Raw genomic sequence first — 17,905 nt, 5'->3', positions numbered from 1 at the left:
GGGTGTCGCTGGTGCCGCTAGAGGAGGCCGTGGCGGGGCGGCCGGGTGCCGTTCAGCACGTACCGGCCGATGTGCTGGATCTTCCAGCGGGCCGGGTCGTGCAGGGTGTGGGTGCGGGCGTCGCGCCAATGACGGTGCAGGTTGAGGGAGTTGAGCGCCGAGCGGGTGCCCGACACCTCGAAGAGGGCGCTCGCCACCTCGACCGCCGTCTGCGCGGACTGCACCTTCGCCGCGGCGACCGCGATGGAGGCCTCCGCCGCCGTGTCGTCGGTGAGGTCGGCGCGCGCCGCGTCGACCGCGCGGGCGGCTTCGCGCAGCAGCGCCTCCGACGCCCTTGTCCGCAGGGCGAGTTCACCGAAGCGCTGGATCAGCAGCGGGTCCTCGGCGGCTGTCTCGACGCCGCTCTCGAACCAGGGGCGGCTCCTCGTCCGGACGAATTCCGCGGCCTCGGCGAGCGCGCCCGCCGCGATGCCCGCGTCGATGGCGGCGTGCAACAACTGGGCGACGGCGCCGTGGAGTTGCGGGCCTTCGAAGGTGAGGTGGTGCGGCAGGACGCGGTCGGCCGGTACCGGGACGGCGTCGAGGCGGACGGTGCCGCTGGCCGTCGTCCGCTGACCGAGGCCGTCCCAGTCGTCGATCACCTGGAGGCCGGGAGCGTCTGCGGGAACGTAGGCGACCTGCAGCTTGTCGTCCTCGGCACGGGCCGGCACGGGGATCCAGTCGGCGAAGAGGGCGCCGGTGGAGTAGTGCTTGACGCCGGTGAGGACGTAGGAGCCGTCCGGCTGCGGCTGGAGGCGGGTGCGGATGTCCTGGACGTGCTTGGTGCCCGCCTCGGACTGGGCGTTGCCGAAGCGGCGCCCGGCGAGCAGCTCGGCGAAGAAGAACTTCCGCTGCTCCTCGCTGCCCTGACGGTTGATCACATTGACGTAGGCGAAGTGGCTCTGCGGGATCTGGGCGAGGCTGGCGTCGGCCGAGGCGAGCTGCCGGAAGATCTCGGCGAGCGTCAGCGCGGTGACGTCCGCGCCGCCGTGCTCGGCGGGGACGGTCACGGCGAGCAGCCCGGAGGCCGACAGCTGGTCCAACTCCTCGCGCGGGAGCCTGCGTTCGGCGTCCCGGGCCGAGGCTCCCGCCCGGAATTCCTCGGCCAGGGCGGCCGCGACGGCGAGGGCCTCCGCGTCGTCGGCGATGACATGGGCGGACACGGCGTTCAGCTCACCGCGGCCAGGAGCGGGGTGCGGCCGAGGGCCGTCGAGAACTGGTCGACCACCTGGGCGAGGGCCTCGGTGGCGCCCGGCGCGACGGTCAGCGAACCGTCCTCGTGCACGGTGATGTCCTTGTCGAGGGTGAACCAGCCCTGCACGATGTGGCCCGCACCCATGGAGCTGAGGACCGGGCGCAGCGCGTAGTCGATGGCCAGGACATGGGCGGTGGAGCCGCCGGTGGCGAGCGGCAGCACGGTCTTCCCGGCCAGGGCGTACTGCGGGAGCAGGTCGAGCAGTGCCTTGAGGACACCGGAGTACGACGCCTTGTAGACGGGGGTGCTGACGACGACGCCGTCGGCCCGCGCGAAGAGTTCGGTGGCCTCGACGATGGCGGGGTGCCGGAAGTCCGCGCCGAGCAGCGCCTCCGCGGGGACGGTGCGGACGTCGAGCGGGATCACCTCGTGGCCCTGTGCACTCAGCCTCTTGTCCAGGTGGCGCAGCAGACGGTTGGTGCGGGAGGAGACGGAGGGGCTGCCGGAGACGGACAGGATGGTGGCCATGGGTCCTCTTTCGGGAGGCGGGGCGACCGCGCGCGTGGCGGTCGCCCCGGGGAAGCGGTCAGGAGTACCAGGCGGGTTCGGGCAGTTCGCCCTCGAGGACCCGGCGGCCGGCCTCGCGCCACTTGGGGGCGACGGGGTCGTGCAGCGTGTGGGTGCGGACGTTGCGCCAGAACCGGTCGAGGCCTTCGGCGGCGGCGCTCATGCTCGTTGACCTCTCTCGCGGTGGGGGCGATCAGGCGTGCACGGGGAGGGACTCGGTCTCCAGGTCCGGGAGCCCGGCCTCCAGTTCACGCACGAGCGGCAGCACACGCTTGCCGAAGTACTCGACCTCCTCGTGGTAGTGCAGGAAGCCGAGGAGGAGGAGGTCGACGCCGAGCTTCTTGTAGGCGACGATGCGTTCCGCGATCTGCTCGGGTGTGCCGATGAGCCCCGTACGGAAGCCGTCGTTGTACTGGACGAGGTCCTCGAAGGAGGAGTCCTGCCACATGCCCTTCCTGTCGGAGGTGGACTGCCCCGCCTGCTTCACCGCCGCTCCGAAGCCCTCGACGGCCTCGGTGTCGGCGTGGGCGACGATCTCGCGGAGCGTGTCGCGCGCCTCGGCCTCCGTGTCGCGGGCGATGAGGAAGCCGTTGAGGCCGAACTTCGGTGCCGTACGGCCGGCTTGGGCCGCGGACGCGCGTACGTCCTCGATCTGCTCGACGACTCCGTCGAAGTCCTTGCCATTGGAGAAGTACCAGTCGGAGACCCGGCCGGCCATGGCGCGGGCGGCGCTGGAGTTGCCGCCCTGGAAGATCTCCGGGTGCGGGCGCTCGACGGTGTTGAGGGGCTTGGGCTTGAGGGAGAAGTCGCGCAACCGGTAGAAGTCCCCGGCGAGTTCGGTGTGGTCCTCGGTCCAGATCTGGCGCAGGGCGCGGATGAACTCCTCGGAGCGGCGGTAGCGCTCGTCGTGCTCCAGCCACGGCTCACCGAGGGCGGTGAACTCGCCCTTGAACCAGCCCGACACGACGTTGACGGCGAAGCGGCCGTTCGAGAGGTGGTCGGCCGTGGCGCCGAGCTTGGCGAGGACGCCGGGGTGCCACAGCCCCGGGTGGACGGCGGCGATGACCTTCAGGCGCTCGGTGGCGAGGAGGAGCGCGAGGCTGAAGCTGGTCGACTCGTGCTGGAACTCGGCGCCGTAGCCGGCCATGTAGCGGACCTGGCTGAGCGCGTAGTCGAAGCCGCTGTTCTCTGCGAGGACAGCGAGTTCGCGGTTGTACTCGTACCCCCAGTCGGTGCGCTGCTCGATCTTGCTGGTGACGAGTCCTCCGCTGACGTTGGGGACCCAGTAGGCGAATTTCACGGGCGCTGCGGTCACGGGCGCTGCGGACATGCGGAACTCCTGTTGCGGAATGTTTCCAGGCACGCCGAATTCACATCGCGCGCAGACGCGGTGAATTCAGGCGGAGAAAAGGAAAAGCGCGGCGGATCTCGGGGAGCCGATCAGGCCGCGGAGCAACAGGAGGCGCTGGAGACGCGCGCGAGGTCGACGTGGCGTCGCCGCGTGAGGTCCAGTCGCATCTTCATGTCCTCGATCGTGGCAGCCGACGGCGAGGACCGTCAAGGAAAACCCGACCGGTCTCGTATCCCGGACCATTGAATTTCACGAACGTGTGACAGGGAAACCCTTGAACCGCCCGTCGAATCAGCTGCATTCTGCTGGTCGTGCGGACGGAACAACTGGAATACATCGCGGCCGTGACGCGGCTCGGTTCGCTGCGCCGGGCGGCGGAGGAACTGCGCCTCTCCCAGCCCGCGTTGAGCGAGACGGTGCGCAACCTCGAACGCGAGCTGGGCGTCGACCTCCTGGAACGCAAGCGGTCAGGGGCGACGATGAGCGCGGAGGGCCGGGAACTGCTGCCGCACATCGTCAACGTGCTGGACGCGGTGGACCGGCTGCGGTCGGCGGCGGGCGAACAGCACCGCATCAGCCGCATGGTGCGGGTGGGCACGGTGAACGCGGCGACCGTGCCCCTGCTCATTCCGGTCGTCCGGGAGTTCCGGGCCGCGCATCCCCTCACCCAGGTCGAGGTGGTCGCCGCGCAGCAGACGGAGATCCACCGGGCCCTGTCGGAGGGCGGTTTCGACCTGGGTCTGGTCAACCAACTGGACGGCGACGACGTGCCCGCCGGCTTCGCGTGCACGGAACTGCTGCGCGGGCGGCCGGTGGTGTGCGTGCGCCCCGACAGCCCGCTCGCCTCGCTGACGAGCGTGACGGTGGACGACCTGCTCGCCCAGCCCGTGATCGCGATGCGCACCGGCTACGTCATGCACCGCTATGTCCACCGGCTGCTGCACGGCCGCAGCCCGTCCTTCTCGTACTCCACCGACGGCGCCGAGATGGGCAAGCTGATGGTCGCCGAGGGCCTTGGAGTGACGGTTCTGCCGGATTTCAGCATCATCGGGGATCCGCTGGAGCGGCAGGGCACGATCACCTACCGGCCGATCGCCGAGGACACCACCCGGGTACTGCTGATGCTGCAGCGCCGCAGGGCGGAGTCCGTGCCACAGGCCGCGCAGGACCTGTACGAGGTGTTCGTGCGCAGGGCGCGGGAGTGGGGCGGAGCGTCCCCGTGATACAGCGGGCCGGCCCCGGTGAGGCAGCGGCCCGGTGACGGCCCGGTGACGCAGCGGCCGATCGGTCGTCGCGCCCCGGTCAGTCGTCACCCGGTCAGACGTCATCGGCCGGTCAGTCGTCGGCGGCGGGTCAGTCCTCGTCGGCCGGTATCACCACGAGGAACGCGTCCGACTTGAGGTCCATGATCACTTTCGCGGGCCGGCCCTCGGCGCGGCACCGGGCCGCGTACTCCTCCGCCGGCCACGATCCGCGCGGAGCTCCCGCAGGAAACCGCTCCAACACCTTCGCGCCCATAGCGGCAGCACCTCCACCAGCGACCTGCGTGACGACTTCTTAGCGTCCGCCTGCCCGCGATGCGCGTCGACATGCGTGCCGAGCCGTAACGACCGGCACGATGACCGGGAGCGTCGGCCGGCCCCCTGCGTGGGTACACGGTCGAGGCGCGAAACGCCCGCTTCCACCACGGCGGGATCCGTGGAGGTGCTCAAAGGGGGGACCGACCCGAAGGAGCCGGTACCGATGAACGCTGACCAGCACGGACCGGGCCTGCACTGCCTGGTGACCGGGGCGACCGGGTACATCGGCGGCAGGCTGGTGCCGGAGCTGCTCGACGAGGGCCACCGTGTGCGCTGCCTGGCCCGCTCTCCCGGCAAGCTGCGCGACCACCCGTGGGCCGGACAGGTGCAGGTGGTCGAGGGCGACGTCACGGACCCCGGCTCCGTGGCCGAGGCCATGCGCGGCATCGACGTCGCCTACTACCTGGTCCACGCGCTGGGCACGGGCGACAGCTTCGAGGAGACCGACCGCAGGGCGGCACGGATCTTCGGCGAGTCCGCCCGCGCCGCGGGGGTGAGGCGCATCGTCTATCTCGGCGGCCTGACGCCCTCGGGCGTGCCGGAGGCCGAGTTGTCCCCGCATCTGCGCTCCCGGGCCGAGGTGGGCCGCATCCTTCTGGGCTCGGGCGTGCCCACGACCGTGCTGCGCGCGGCGATCGTCATCGGCTCGGGCTCGGCGTCCTTCGAGATGCTGCGCTACCTCACCGAACGCCTCCCGGTGATGATCACTCCCAGCTGGGTGCGCACCCGCATCCAGCCCGTGGCGGTGCGGGACGTGCTGCGCTACCTCGTAGGCGGCGCCCGGATGCCGGCCGATGTCAGCCGTGCCTTCGACATCGGCGGACCGGACGTGCTCACCTACCGCGACATGATGCTGCGCTACGCGACGGTCGCCGGTCTGCCCCGCCGGTTCATCGTCCCCGTCCCCGTGCTCACCCCTGGCCTGTCCAGTCACTGGGTCGGGCTGGTCACCCCCGTCCCCGCGTCGATCGCACGGCCGTTGACGGAGTCGCTGCGCCATGAGGTCGTCTGCCGCGAGCACGACATCGCGCGCCACGTGCCCGATTCCGCCGGGCATCCGGTCGGGTTCGACGAGGCGGTACGTCTGGCCCTGCAGCGCATCCGCGAGGCGCAGGTCACCACCCGCTGGTCGTCGGCCTCGGCGCCCGGCGCGCCCAGCGATCCGCTGCCCACCGACCCCGACTGGGCGGGCGGCAGCCTGTACGCCGACGAGCGGGAGCTGCCGGTCGACGCCTCGCGTGAGGCACTGTGGCGGGTGATCGAGGGGGTCGGCGGGGACAACGGCTGGTACTCCTTCCCGTTGGCCTGGGCGGTGCGGGGCAGGCTGGACCGGCTGGTGGGCGGCGTGGGGCTGCGCCGGGGACGACGTGACGCGGCACGGCTGCGGGTTGGCGACTCACTGGACTTCTGGCGGGTGGAGGAGATCGAGCCGGGCCGTCTGCTGCGCCTGCGGGCCGAGATGCGGCTGCCGGGCCCGGCCTGGCTGGAGATGTACGCGGAGACCGGGGCCGACGGCCGCACCCGTTACCGCCAGCGGGCCCTGTTCCACCCGCACGGACTGCTGGGCCATGCCTACTGGTGGAGCGTCTCCCCCTTCCACGCCGTCGTGTTCGGCGGCATGGCCCGCAACATCGCGCTCGCCGCGGCCCGGACCCCGACCGCCCCGGCAAGGGAACCCGCGTCCAGCGGTTGACGGCCGCGCCCGCCACGTCCACCCGGCCGCAGGCACCTCACCGGCCGCCCGACACTCCCCCTCCCCCTCCTCCTCCCTCGGAGAAGCACCATGAACGTCTCGGTCGTCCTGTTCACCGCCGACCTGCGCGTGTACGACCATCCGCCGCTGCGGGCCGCGAACGAGGCCGACGAGGTGGTCCCCCTCTTCGTACGCGACAAGGCCGTCGAGGAGGCCGGGTTCGCCGCGCCCAACCGGCTGGCGTTCCTCGCCGACAGCCTGCGCGACCTCGACAGCGCTCTGCGGAAGCGGGGCGGCCGGCTGATCGTGCGCTCCGGCGACGTCGTCGACGAGGTGTGCAAGGTGGTCGCCGAGACGGACGCCGACGAGGTGCACATGGCGGGCGACGTCAGCGCCTACGCGCATCTGCGTGAACGACGGCTGCGCCGCGCCCTGGAGTCGCAGGGGCGGCGGCTGCAGGTCCACGACACGGTGACCACGGCCGTCGCCCCCGGCGAGGTCACCCCGGCCTCCTCGGACCACTTCGCCGTCTTCACGCCTTACTTCGGCCGATGGGTCCAGGTCCACCAACGCGACCCGCTCGCCGCACCGCGCACCGTACGCGTCCCGGACGCCGTGGGCTCCGAGAGGCTCCCCTCCCGCTCCGGCCTGGCAGGCCTGTCCGAGGGCCTGACGACAGGTGGCGAGGCGGAGGGCCGCAAGCGCCTGACCGCCTGGCTGCGCGGCGGGATCGGCACGTACGAGGACCGGCACGACGACCTGGCAGGCGACGCCACCTCCCGCCTCTCGCCCCACCTGCACTTCGGCACCCTCTCCCCCGTCGAACTGGTCCACCGGGCGCGCAGGGCAGGCGGTCCGGGCGGCGAGGCCTTCGTCCGGCAGATCGCCTGGCGCGACTTCCATCGTCAGGTCCTGGCCGCCCGGCCTGGCGTCGCCAGCTCCGACTACCGTACGAAACACGATGGTTGGCGCTCCGGACGCGAGGCTCGCGAGGACGTCGAGGCCTGGAAGGAGGGCCGCACCGGTTACCCCGTCGTCGACGCGGCGATGCGCCAGCTGCGGTACGAGGGCTGGATGCACAACCGGGGCCGCCTGCTGACCGCGAGCTTCCTCACCAAGACCCTGTACGTCGACTGGCGCGTGGGCGCCCGCCACTTCCTGGACCTCCTGGTCGACGGTGACCTCGCCAACAACCAGATGAACTGGCAGTGGATGGCGGGCACCGGCACCGACAGCCGCCCCAACCGTGTCCTCAACCCCGTGACCCAGGCCAGGCGTTACGACCCCGACGGGGCCTACGTCCGCCGCTGGGTCCCCGAACTCGCCGGGATCGACGGCCCGGCGGTGCACGAGCCGTGGAAGCCGCGGGGCCGGGACCGTGCCGGACGCGATGACTACCCGGACCCGATCGTCGAGCTGTCCGAGGGCCTCGCTCGGTTCAAACAGGCCCGCGGCCTTGACTGACATGCGCCGTCCACGGAGGGCCGACGCGCCTCTCACCTCTACACATAAAGAATAAATAAGAGCACAATGAGCGCATGTACGGCCTCAGCTGGGCGTTCCGCGCGGTGGGCGTCTGGATGATCATCGCGCCCTGGGTCGTCGGTGACGCCCCGGACGCTGGTGTGATCCTGAACAACGTCATCATCGGGGCGCTCGCCCTCATCCTGGGTGCGATGTGCGCCGCCACGGCGGCGCGGAGCGCTCCGAGGGCATAGGGGCCAAGCCGGGAAGGAACGGCACGAGGGCGGTCCGCACCCCGCACGGACCGGCCCTCCGCCATCACCTCGACCCTCCCGCCACCACCTCGGCTCTCCAACGCGGGCACGGCAGTTGCCGCAGACGGACGGTTCACGCACCCGTCGGCGACGCGTCCGGTTGTGCCGGGGCCGGATACTCCTCCGAGATCTCCTTCGGTCCGAACGGCCACACCTTCTCGAAGCGCGCCCACAGCGCGAAGGCCACACAGCCCAGGCCCAGCCAGGCCAGCGACCACTCGATGGGATGGCGGCCCGGCGAGTTCTTGTCGGCGTAGCCGTAGATCACGCACCAGCCGGCGAAGGCGATGACGCTCGGCACCGGGTAGAGCCACATACGGTACGGTCGGCGGAGTGTCGGCTGCCGCCTGCGCAGTACCGTCAGCGCGATGATCTGGGCCAGCGCCTGCACGATCACCATCACCGTCGTGAGCAACTGGATCAGCGTCGCCAGGTCCGTGTGCCGGCCGATCAGGAAACCCACGGCAGTGATCACGCCCATCGTCGCCAGGCCCAGCATCGGGAAGCGGTGCCGGGGGTGCAGCTTGGCGTAGGGGCGGAAGAAGACGCGCTCGCGGGCCGCGTCGTAGGGGACGCGCGAGCCGCCCAGGAGTCCGGTGAAGACCGAGGCGAAGGCCGTGATCAGGATGAGCACGGTGACCGTGTCGGCCGCCCCCTTGCCCCATGTCTTCTCCAGCACGGCCGACGCGACCGACGTGGAGGCGATGTCGTCGGCGTCGGTCATGCGATGCCAGTCGATCACGCCGAGTGTGCCGATCTGCAGCAGCAGATAGATCGCCATGATGCCGAGGATGGAGAAGATGATCGAGCGGGGCAGGGTACGCCCGGGATCCTTGATCTCGGCGCCCATGTAGGCCGTCGTGTTGTAGCCGAGGTAGTCGTAGATGCCGATGGTCAGGCCGCCGGCGAAGCCCAGCCAGAAGTGGTTGCTGCCCAGGTCGAAGGCGTGCGCCGGGTAGGTGAAGGCGAGATGTGCGCTGAAGTCCGTCGCCGCGGCCAGGATGACCAGCAGGACGGACGTGATCATGACCGCCCACATCACGGCGGTGATCCGGGCGATGTGCTCGATGCCCCGCCACAGCAGGATCACGACCAGCGCGATCATGCCGAGGCCGACCAGGTCGCCGGACGTCCTGCCCAGGTCCGGGGCGAGGTATCCGAGGTACTGGACGAAGCCGACCACGCCCGTCGACATGATCAGCGGGATGAACAGCATCGCCGTCCAGACGAAGAGGAACGGCATGAGCCGCCCCGTGCGGTACTGGAAGGCCTGGCGCAGATAGACGTAACTGCCGCCGGAGCCGGGCATCGCCGCACCCAGCTCGGCCCAGACCAGTCCGTCGGCGAGCGCGAGGATCGCGCCGGCGATGAAGCCGATCACCGCCTGCGGGCCGCCGAACGCGGCGACCATCAGCGGGATCGTGACGAACGGGCCGATGCCGCACATCTGGCTCATGTTGATGGCGGTGGCCGGGAAGAGGCCGACGCGGCGGACGAAACCGCCGGCGGGTGGCGGGCTGGACGGACTACCGGACATGGGGGCTCCTGACGCACCGGGCGCTGGGCTGCCCAAGGCTGGCTGGCCCGGCGAGGCTGACTGGCCGATAAAGTTAAGGAGCCTTACTTGATGCGTCAAGAGGTCCCCTCGGATCGGTGAGAATGGTGCGATGCCCGCCAGTGATGCCATGGACCAGCAGCAACAGCCCTGGAACCGTCGGCGGCTGCGCAGCACCAACGAGCGGCTCCTGCTCGACCGACTGCGTGCCGGCGGCGCCGCGTCGCGCGCCCAACTGGCCCGCGAGACCGGCCTGTCCAAACCGACGGTCTCCAGCGTGCTCGCCGCGCTGGAGGCGGCCGGACTGGTCCACGAGGTCGGTACCCTCGCCCCCGAGCGCGGCCGCACCGCCGTCCTGTACGCACCGGACCCGGCTGCCGGCCATGTCCTCGGCATCGACGTAGGCCGCAGCTGGCTGCGGGTGGCCGTCGCCGACCTGGACGGCAGCGTCGTCGCCCGCTCCGACGTGCGCAACCGGGCCCGCAGCTCGGCCGCGATGGCCGAGCTGGTGGTGGCGACGTCCCGTCAGGTCGTCGCCGGTTCGGGCGTGGCCCCGGACGAGGTGGTGCACGCGGTAGTGGGCACGCCCGGCGTGTACGACGAGAAGCAGCGCCGGGTGCGCTACGCGATGCACCTGCCGGGCTGGGGGCGCGCCGGGCTCTTCGACCGGATGCGCGAGGAGCTGGGCGTTCCCCTGGAGGTCCACAACGACGCCAATCTGGCGGCGCTCGGCGAGTACGCGTACGGCGTCGGCACGGGCAGCCGGCTCTTCGCGTACATCCTGATCGGCACCGGCCTCGGGATGGGCGTGGTCAGTGAGGGGCGGCTGTTCACGGGGGCGCACGGGCTGGCCGGGGAGATCGGGTTCCTGCCGTGGCCGGGGCAGCAGAAGCCGGAGCGGCTGGAGGACGCGGTGTCGGGGGTGGCCGTCGTCGAGGCGGCGCGCAGGTTCGGCATGAGCGGGCAGCTCACCGCGAAGGCCGTGTTCGACGCGGCCCGGCAGGGAAACGACGCCGCGGTCAAGGCGGTCCGGCTGGAGGGCGAGCGCATCGCGCACACGGTGGCGGCGGCCGCCGCCGTGCTCGACCCGGATCTCGTGGTCCTCGGCGGCGGCGTGGGCCACAGTGTGGATCTGCTGCTGCACCCGGTGCGCGAACACCTGCGGGCGCTCACTCCCCTGCGGCCCAAGGTCGTGCCCAGCAGACTCGGGGAGGACGCGGTGCTGCTCGGCGCGGTGGCCACGGCGCTCGGGACCGCGCGGGACGTCGTGTTCGAGCGCAGGTCGGCGGCGCCCTGACCAACTCGCCCACGAGCCGCGGTGATTGACACCGTTCACGGGGCGCCCTACCGTGACCGCCGTTAGTAAAGTTTCCTAACTTTACGAAGAGCTGGAGACTCCGTGAACGGACACCGTCTCGCCACGGCCGCCGTAGTCCTGGGGCTGCTGGGTTCGCTGACGACCGGCGCCTGGGCCAAAGCGCACGACCATCGGACGGGACCGCACGCGCCGCCCACCCGGGTCTCCTCCGCACCGGGCAGCACGACCGCCCTCGACGGCTACACGGTGCAGTCGACGGCCAAGGTCTCCGATCCGGCGGCCGACGTGTCCTCCCCCGGCTACCCGGCGGCCGGCTGGTACCCGGCCGGCCCCCGCTCCACCGTCCTCGCGGCCCTGCTGGCGAACGGCGTGTACGCCGACCCCTTCTACTCGACGAACCAGCAGAAGATCCCCAGGGCCGACTTCCGGGTCCCCTGGTGGTACCGCTCCGACTTCACAGTCGCCGACACCTCCGAGCGCACCTACCTCGACTTCAGCGGCGTGGTCTCGGCGGCCGACGTCTACGTCAACGGCCGGCAGGTCGCCACGGCGAAGGACGTGACCGGCGCCTACACCCGGCACGAGCTGGACGTGACCTCACTCGTCCGCTCCGGTACGAACACCGTCGCCTTCCGGATCCAGCCCAACGATCCGGACAAGAACCTCACCATGGGCTGGATCGACTGGCTGCAGCCGCCGCCCGACGAGAACATGGGCATCGTCCGTGACGTCCTCGTCCGCCGGGGCGGCCCGGTCGCGCTGCGAGACGCCCACGTGGTGACCAAGCTGGACGTGCCCTCGCTCGCCTCGGCCGACCTGACGGTCAAGGCGCAGGTCCGCAACGACTCCGGGGCGCCGGCGACGGCAGAGGTCGCCGGCAGCATCGGCACGACGAGGTTCGGCAAGACCGTCGCGCTGGCCGCGCACGAGACGAAGACGGTCACGTTCGCCCCGTCCGACGTCCCCGGCCTCCACCTGGCCTCGCCGAAGGTGTGGTGGCCGGCCGGAATGGGCGGGCAGCCCCTGTACGACCTGAACCTCACCGCCTCCGTCTCCGGCACCGGCTCCGGCACCGTCTCGGACACAGCGCACCAGACCTTCGGCATCCGCGACGTCCAGGCGCCGCTGAACTCCGACGGTGCGCGCCAGTACCGCGTCAACGGCCGCAAGCTGCTGATCAAGGGCGGCGGCTGGTCGCCGGACGAGTACCTGCGCTGGGACCGGACCTATGTCGAGGACCGGCTGAAGTACGCCCTGGATCTCGGCCTGAACACCATCCGCCTCGAAGGGCACCTCGAACCGGACCAGTTCTTCGACCTCGCCGACCGCTACGGCATCCTGACACTGCCGGGCTGGGAGTGCTGTGACAAGTGGGAGGGCCAGGTCAACGGCGGCGAGTCCGGCGACAAGTGGACCGCCGCCGACTACCCGGTCGCGAGGGCGTCGATGGCGGCCGAGGCCGCCCGGCTGCGCGACCACCCGAGCGTGATCTCCTTCCTCATCGGCAGCGACTTCGCACCCGACGCGACGATCGAGAAGAACTACCTCGACGCCCTGAAGGCCGCCGACTGGCCGACCCCCGTAGTCGCCGCCGCGTCCGACAAATCCTCCCCACAACTGGGCAGTTCGGGCATGAAGATGACGGGCCCGTACGACTGGGTCCCGCCGAACTACTGGTACGCCAAGCGCGAGGGCGGCGCCACCGGCTTCAACTCCGAGACCAGCGCGGGTCCCGACATCCCCACCCTGGACACCCTCCGCCGCATGATGACCCCGGCCGAACTCGACACCCTCTGGAAGAACCCGGACGCCAAGCAGTACCACCGCTCACCGTCGTCGACCTTCGGCACGCTCAAGCTCTACGACAACGCGCTCACCGGCCGCTACGGCGCCCCGACGGGCCTGACCGACTACGTCCGCAAGGCCCAGCTCGCGCAGTACGAGAACGTCCGCGCCCAGTTCGAGGCGTACGAGCGCAACGCCACCGACTCCTCGAAGCCCGCGACCGGCGTCGTCTACTGGATGTTCAACAGCGGCTGGACCTCGCTCCAATGGCAGCTGATGGACCGTCATCTCGACCAGGGAGGCGCCTACTTCGGGGCGAAGAAGGCGAACGAGCCGCTGCACGTCCAGTACTCCTACGACGACCGCTCGGTGGTCGTGGTCAACAACCGGCACACGGCCGCAACCGAACTCACCGCCCGTGCCACGGTGTTCAACCCCGACGGCACGCAGAAATACGACAGGACCGTCACCGGCGTGAAGGTGAGCGGCGACGGCGCGCACAGCACCGCGCTCACCCTGCCGGCGTCGGTGAGCGGGCTGTCGACGACGTATCTGGTGCGGCTGACCCTGACCGACGCCTCCGGCAAGGAGGTCAGTCGCAACGTCTACTGGCTGTCCACCGGGCCGGACACGCTCGACTGGGCCCACACCGACTGGTACTACACACCGACGACGAGCTACGCCGATCTCAGGGGCCTGAGCGCGATGGCGCCGGTGCCGGTCTCGGCGGCGGCGTCGACGGACACATCGGGCGGGACGTCGACCACGACGGTGACCGTACGCAACACGGGCGGCGGGAAGACACCTTCGTTGCTCACCGACGTCCATCTCGTCGACGCGACGGGCAAGCCCGTACTGCCCATCGAGTGGTCGGACAACGAAGTCAGCCTCTGGCCCGGCGAGACGGCGACCCTCACGGCCACCTACCGGACCGCGGATCTGCACGGGTCGGCGCCACGAGTGCGGGTCTCCGGCTGGAACACGCCGGAGCAGACGGTTCCCGCGGGATGACCGCCTGGGGCCCGGTCGGGACCGGGCCCCAGGGGACGTCAGCTGACGTCGAGTGCCGTGTCGTCGATGACGAACGACGTCTGCAGGGTGGAACCCTCGGTACCGGTGAACTTGAGCGTGACGGTCTGACCGGCGTAGCTCGCGAGGCTGAAGCTGCGCTGCGTGTAGCCGCCGGCGGCGTTCAGGTTGGAGTAGGTCGCCGGCGTGCCGAGCACGGTCCCCGAACTGTTGAGGACCTGGACCTTGAGCGTGTCGTACGCCGTGCTGGTGGTCGTCTCCGCCGTGTCGACGTGCAGGTAGAAGCTGAGGGTGGCGGTGGTGCAGCCGGACGGGATGGTCACCGACTGGGACAGCGTGTCGGTGGTGGCGGTTCCGTAGCCGTCCAGCCAGGCGTAGTACGAGCCCGTACGGGCCGACTGGCTGCTGGAGTTGGTGATGACGCCGCTGGAGGCGCTCCAGGCGGTGCTGCCCGACTCGAAGCCGTTGTTGCCGAGCAGCTGGGCGGCGGTGCAGGTGCCGGAACCGCCGCCGCCGTCGCCGCCTGAGGTGCTGCCGTCGCCGGCGAGCCAGGCGGTGGCGTTGAGGGCGAGGGCGGCGTTGGTGGCGCCGGTGTCGTTCCAGCCGTCGTAGAGGGTGTTGCCGGACTGGCCGGTGCCGTCGTCGATCGGTGAGCTGTCGCCCCAGAAGGCGACGCGGCCACTGCCGAAGGTGCTGGTGAGGAAGAAGGCACCGGTGTTGCCCGAGTAACCGCTGCGGTACACCAGGCCCTTGACGGCGGAGTTGTCGGAGGGCTTGAGAGTGGCGGTCGTGCCGTCGGCGATCAGGCTCTTGGTGACGGTGCCGAAGGAACCGTGCAGCACGGGGTCGCTGCTGTCGCTGATCGCGGCCGGGTAGCCCGACTTGACGTCCAGCGTGTCGATGGAGAAGCCGAACGGGTCGGTCGAGTCGACGCTGTTGTTGGTCATCAGGTCGTTGAGGATCTCGACCGCGTCCTCGCCGTCGTTGTTGCGGTCGGCGCCGGTGTGGTCGGAGATCATGAACAGTCCGCCGCCGTTCTTGACGAAGGTCATGATCGCCGTCTTCTCGGCGGTGGTGAAGAGGGTGTTGGGCTCCGGCAGGACGAGGGTGTCGAACTTCGACAGGTCGGTCGTGGACGAGCCGCCGTAGGTGAGGGCGCTCGTGGCGGTCTTGAGGCTGTAGCCGCCGGTCTTCTGGAGGGCGACGCCCCACGAGGAGAGCGCGCCGGTCCAGTCCGTCTCGGCGGACGGGGAGGAATCCTGGGAGAGCGGGTCGGGCTTGCTGGTGGAGATGATCCAGTCGGCGTTGCCCGCCTCCTCGGCGTGGCCGTCGTCGAACAGGATGCGATGCGTCGTGGCCGCGTGGGCGGGGGTGGCGGTGACCGTGGCCTGAGCGGCGGCCGCTGCGGTGAGCAGACCGAACGCGGCCAGAGCGGTGGTGAGTCCGTGACGGGATCTGGTGAGTCCGCGCATCCGACGTACCTCCGTGTGGGGTTGGGGAAGAGCGGGGCGGTGCGGGGTCGAACCTACGCGCGTAGACGAAGGGCATCTGCGCGCGTAGACATTCGGCTGCACGACTGCCGTGCGGCCGAATCGGTTGAACCGTACATGGCAGGAGGGGGCGTGAACAGGCGTCACCGGGCGCACCGGGACGGAGATTGACCCCGCGTTGACCCCTGGTTTAAGCGGAACGGACTGTCCCCGTCTCCAGGGGGAATCCGGATGGTGCGGGGGCTTTGACAAAGAGGGGCGGAGATGGAGATCTCAGGCATCATCAGTGCCATCGTGATCGGCATCGTCATCGGTGTGCTGGGCCGGCTCGTCGTCCCGGGACGACAGCGCATCGGCATCCTGCTGACGATCGTCGTCGGCATCGTGGCCGCGTTGATCGGCTCGGCGATCGCCAACGCGTTCGACGTGTCCGACACCAACGGCATCGACTGGATCGAGTGGCTCATCCAGATCGGCCTCGCCGCACTCGGCGTGGCCGCGCTGGACCGGTCGAAGGCACGCCGCTGACACGACAAGTGTGGCGGACAACAACTGTTTCGGGCCCGGGTGGGACGCAACGGCGCCCCGCCCGGCCGCGGTAGGCACTGCTGCGGCCCCGAAACGCCGCCCGAGCGGCCTCGGCCGGGCGTTCAACGGCCGGCCGCCAGCGCGGCGAGACCGTCCCGGCTGGACGGGTACCGCGGCGTCCAGCCCAGTTCCCGCTCCGCCTTCGCCGACGACACGCGCATGTTCGCCCGCATCATCGTGTGCGCGTAGGACATCGGCCTGGTCATCCACAGCGGCACGGTCATCGGCCTGGGCAGGCCGAACTCCTCGGCCACGCACAGGACATGGGAGCGGAACCCGAACGGGGTGGGGTCGGCGATGTTGTACGCCTGGCCGGAGCTGCCGTGCTCGACCGCGGCGACCACCGCCCGCGCCGCGTCGGTGAGTTCGACCCACGGCAGGACTCGCCCCTGGTCGCCCGGGGCGGGCAGCTGCCGCTTGCGCAGCATGAGCACGATCGCATCGGTGCCGCCGGGACCGTAGAACAGGCCGAAGCGCAGCGAGATGCCCGCCAACCCCTGTGCCTCGGAGGTGAGTTGCTCCTTGATGCGCATGCCCTCGATGTGCCGTTCCAGCTCCGGGGTGGTGCCGTGCGGGCCGAACTGGTCGTCCTCGGTGATCACATGGTCGCCGAAGTCTCCGTAGCCGTAGCCGAAGACCATCGACTCGCTCACGAAGCGGTCGGCGCCGGTGGCCTGTGCGGCCTCCACCAGGTGGGCGGTGCCGGCGATGCGCAGCGCGTCGGTGGCGAGCATGTCGCGGTGACGCATGGGCGCCTTGCGCAGGGCGGTCGCGGCGTGGATGACGGTGTCGAAGTGCTGTCCGTCGACGGCCCGCAGCAGCGCGTCGCGATCCATGAGATCGGCCCGGACGCCGTTCGCGGGCCCACGGCCGAGGCCGGTGACCTTGTGGCCGGCCTCGGTCAGGGCCCGGGTGATGTGGCCGCCGAGGATGCCGCTCGCACCGGCGAGGAGGACGCTCTGGTTCTTCTGGCTCGTCTGGCTCGTCTGGCTCGTCTGGCTCGTCTGATTCATCTGGTTCGTCGTCATGACGATGCGACGGGTCAGGCGGTCACGGATGTGACATCCCGCTCCGAAAGGGTCGTGGCCAGCGGTGCGGAGGGGGCACGTGGCTGTTCCGGCAAGTCGCTACGGCACGTACGTGTACGGCGTCGTCGTGGTCAGTGGCTCGAAGCCCAGGCGTTCGAGGATGGGGCGGCTCTGGCTGGAGGCGTCGACCTGGAGGTAGCGGTAGCCGCGCTCCACCGCGGCGCGGGCCCGGTGCGCGACCAGGGCGCGGTAGACACCCCGGCCTCGCCAGGCCTCCACGGTGCCGCCACCCCACAGGCCGGCGAAGCGGGTGCCGGGCACCAGCTCCATGCGGGCCGCGCTCACCGGTACGTCGCCGGCGAGGGCGACGGTGGCGACGATCGTGTCCGGCTCCCCCGTGAGCCGGGTGAGCAGCTGGTGGCGCAGCCGGGAACCGTCGGTGCCGAAGGCCTTCTCGTGCACGTCCGCGAGCAGGTCGACGCCCGCCGCGTCGGTGACGGGCAGCAGGCGGATACCCTCGGGCGGTTCGGCGTCGAGGTCGAGGCGGGCGGCCTCGGCGATCATCAGCGTCTCCGCGGGCTCGGGCTCGAAGCCGGCGGCCCTGAGCTGCCGCCCCAGATCCAGCGGCAGGTCGTGCCCGTACAGCTTCCACTCGAATTCGAGGCCCAGCCCGGAGAAGTACGCGATCTGCTCGGCGATCACCGCGTCGGCGTCCCTCTCGGCCAGGTCGGACCACACCACCCCGTTCCAGCCGCGCGCCGAGCCAACCTGGCGCACCACGCCGCCGACCCGCTCGACGCGCGCGTCGAGCCCGTCGGGCTGGGCGCCTTGACGCATGTCGTGGTCGAAGAGGGCGAGCACTCCGGCATGATCCATGCGCTCACTCCAGCATCCTGGGCCGGGCCGGGC

At 70.7% G+C, this 17,905-nt stretch carries 15 protein-coding genes and 2 pseudogenes; 7 read left to right on the top strand and 10 right to left on the bottom strand.

The window, feature by feature from the left end:
• Nucleotides 1-17: 17 nt before the first annotated feature.
• From OG870_RS44780 to OG870_RS48365, 5 genes and pseudogenes are all read right to left on the bottom strand, one after another.
• Complete coding sequence (locus OG870_RS44780) at nt 18-1,202, bottom strand: SfnB family sulfur acquisition oxidoreductase (RefSeq protein WP_327692152.1); 1,185 nt, start codon at nt 1,200-1,202, stop codon at nt 18-20.
• Between the two features lie 5 nt (nt 1,203-1,207).
• Complete coding sequence (gene ssuE, locus OG870_RS44775) at nt 1,208-1,762, bottom strand: NADPH-dependent FMN reductase (RefSeq protein WP_327692151.1); 555 nt, start codon at nt 1,760-1,762, stop codon at nt 1,208-1,210.
• Between the two features lie 58 nt (nt 1,763-1,820).
• A pseudogene (locus OG870_RS44770) lies at nt 1,821-1,961 on the bottom strand (acyl-CoA dehydrogenase family protein); the annotation flags it as partial.
• A 33-nt stretch (nt 1,962-1,994) separates the two neighbouring features.
• Nucleotides 1,995-3,116, bottom strand: a complete 1,122-nt coding sequence (gene sfnG / locus OG870_RS44765) for a dimethylsulfone monooxygenase SfnG (protein WP_327692373.1) — start codon at nt 3,114-3,116, stop codon at nt 1,995-1,997.
• A 125-nt stretch (nt 3,117-3,241) separates the two neighbouring features.
• A complete protein-coding gene (locus tag OG870_RS48365; RefSeq protein ID WP_353962189.1) occupies nt 3,242-3,319 on the bottom strand; it encodes a putative leader peptide in 78 nt (25 codons plus the stop codon).
• Between the two features lie 144 nt (nt 3,320-3,463).
• Here OG870_RS48365 and OG870_RS44760 point away from each other — a divergent pair, with 144 nt between their 5' ends.
• Nucleotides 3,464-4,375: a LysR family transcriptional regulator gene (locus OG870_RS44760; protein WP_327692150.1), complete on the top strand. Its 912-nt coding sequence runs from the start codon at nt 3,464-3,466 to the stop codon at nt 4,373-4,375.
• A gap of 130 nt (nt 4,376-4,505) precedes the next feature.
• Here the strand turns inward: OG870_RS44760 and OG870_RS44755 are convergent, their stop codons facing one another.
• A complete protein-coding gene (locus OG870_RS44755) occupies nt 4,506-4,670 on the bottom strand; it encodes a hypothetical protein (protein WP_266530892.1) in 165 nt (54 codons plus the stop codon).
• Nucleotides 4,671-4,895: 225 nt separating this feature from the next.
• On the opposite strand from OG870_RS44755, the gene OG870_RS44750 reads away from it, so the two are divergent.
• From OG870_RS44750 to OG870_RS44740, 3 genes and pseudogenes are all read left to right on the top strand, one after another.
• A complete protein-coding gene (locus OG870_RS44750) occupies nt 4,896-6,425 on the top strand; it encodes an SDR family oxidoreductase (RefSeq protein ID WP_266587672.1) in 1,530 nt (509 codons plus the stop codon).
• A 90-nt stretch (nt 6,426-6,515) separates the two neighbouring features.
• Nucleotides 6,516-7,889 carry a cryptochrome/photolyase family protein gene (locus OG870_RS44745; protein ID WP_266587670.1) on the top strand — a complete coding sequence of 458 codons (1,374 nt, stop codon included), beginning with the start codon at nt 6,516-6,518 and terminating at the stop codon, nt 7,887-7,889.
• Nucleotides 7,890-7,957: 68 nt separating this feature from the next.
• Nucleotides 7,958-8,143, top strand: a pseudogene (locus OG870_RS44740) (SPW repeat protein); the annotation flags it as partial.
• A gap of 133 nt (nt 8,144-8,276) precedes the next feature.
• Here OG870_RS44740 and OG870_RS44735 read toward each other — a convergent pair.
• Complete coding sequence (locus tag OG870_RS44735) at nt 8,277-9,740, bottom strand: APC family permease (protein ID WP_266587668.1); 1,464 nt, start codon at nt 9,738-9,740, stop codon at nt 8,277-8,279.
• A gap of 130 nt (nt 9,741-9,870) precedes the next feature.
• Between OG870_RS44735 and OG870_RS44730 the strand changes: the two genes are divergently transcribed.
• Nucleotides 9,871-11,055, top strand: coding sequence for an ROK family transcriptional regulator (locus OG870_RS44730; protein ID WP_266587666.1), 1,185 nt, complete (start codon nt 9,871-9,873; stop codon nt 11,053-11,055).
• 102 nt (nt 11,056-11,157) lie between these two features.
• A complete protein-coding gene (locus tag OG870_RS44725; protein ID WP_327692149.1) occupies nt 11,158-13,872 on the top strand; it encodes a glycoside hydrolase family 2 protein in 2,715 nt (904 codons plus the stop codon).
• Between the two features lie 38 nt (nt 13,873-13,910).
• On the opposite strand, the gene OG870_RS44720 is transcribed toward OG870_RS44725, so the two are convergent.
• Nucleotides 13,911-15,362: a hydrolase gene (locus tag OG870_RS44720; RefSeq protein WP_266587662.1), complete on the bottom strand. Its 1,452-nt coding sequence runs from the start codon at nt 15,360-15,362 to the stop codon at nt 13,911-13,913.
• A gap of 282 nt (nt 15,363-15,644) precedes the next feature.
• On the opposite strand from OG870_RS44720, the gene OG870_RS44715 reads away from it, so the two are divergent.
• A complete protein-coding gene (locus tag OG870_RS44715) occupies nt 15,645-15,908 on the top strand; it encodes a GlsB/YeaQ/YmgE family stress response membrane protein (RefSeq protein WP_266531412.1) in 264 nt (87 codons plus the stop codon).
• A gap of 122 nt (nt 15,909-16,030) precedes the next feature.
• On the opposite strand, the gene OG870_RS44710 is transcribed toward OG870_RS44715, so the two are convergent.
• Entirely contained in the window at nt 16,031-16,981 is a 951-nt protein-coding gene (locus OG870_RS44710) for an NAD-dependent epimerase/dehydratase family protein (RefSeq protein WP_327692148.1), read from the bottom strand.
• 114 nt (nt 16,982-17,095) lie between these two features.
• Nucleotides 17,096-17,872 (bottom strand): GNAT family N-acetyltransferase, encoded by a 777-nt coding sequence (locus tag OG870_RS44705; RefSeq protein ID WP_266587658.1) that lies wholly within the window; start codon nt 17,870-17,872, stop codon nt 17,096-17,098.
• Nucleotides 17,873-17,905 lie beyond the last annotated feature (33 nt).

The organism is Streptomyces sp. NBC_00461 (assembly GCF_036013935.1).
Lineage (GTDB): Bacteria > Actinomycetota > Actinomycetes > Streptomycetales > Streptomycetaceae > Streptomyces.
This window is presented reverse-complemented; position numbering and strand designations above follow the sequence as displayed.

Bases quoted from the DNA above. Each gene is read 5' to 3' on its own strand.
- ssuE (WP_327692151.1), bottom strand. From the start codon at position 1,762: ATGGCCACCATCCTGTCCGTCTCCGGCAGCCCCTCCGTCTCCTCCCGC.
- OG870_RS48365 (WP_353962189.1), bottom strand. From the start codon at position 3,319: ATGCGACTGGACCTCACGCGGCGACGCCACGTCGACCTCGCGCGCGTC.
- OG870_RS44755 (WP_266530892.1), bottom strand. From the start codon at position 4,670: ATGGGCGCGAAGGTGTTGGAGCGGTTTCCTGCGGGAGCTCCGCGCGGA.
- OG870_RS44750 (WP_266587672.1), top strand. From the start codon at position 4,896: ATGAACGCTGACCAGCACGGACCGGGCCTGCACTGCCTGGTGACCGGG.
- OG870_RS44745 (WP_266587670.1), top strand. From the start codon at position 6,516: ATGAACGTCTCGGTCGTCCTGTTCACCGCCGACCTGCGCGTGTACGAC.
- OG870_RS44735 (WP_266587668.1), bottom strand. From the start codon at position 9,740: ATGTCCGGTAGTCCGTCCAGCCCGCCACCCGCCGGCGGTTTCGTCCGC.
- OG870_RS44730 (WP_266587666.1), top strand. From the start codon at position 9,871: ATGCCCGCCAGTGATGCCATGGACCAGCAGCAACAGCCCTGGAACCGT.
- OG870_RS44720 (WP_266587662.1), bottom strand. From the start codon at position 15,362: ATGCGCGGACTCACCAGATCCCGTCACGGACTCACCACCGCTCTGGCC.
- OG870_RS44715 (WP_266531412.1), top strand. From the start codon at position 15,645: ATGGAGATCTCAGGCATCATCAGTGCCATCGTGATCGGCATCGTCATC.
- OG870_RS44710 (WP_327692148.1), bottom strand. From the start codon at position 16,981: ATGAATCAGACGAGCCAGACGAGCCAGACGAGCCAGACGAGCCAGAAG.
- OG870_RS44705 (WP_266587658.1), bottom strand. From the start codon at position 17,872: ATGGATCATGCCGGAGTGCTCGCCCTCTTCGACCACGACATGCGTCAA.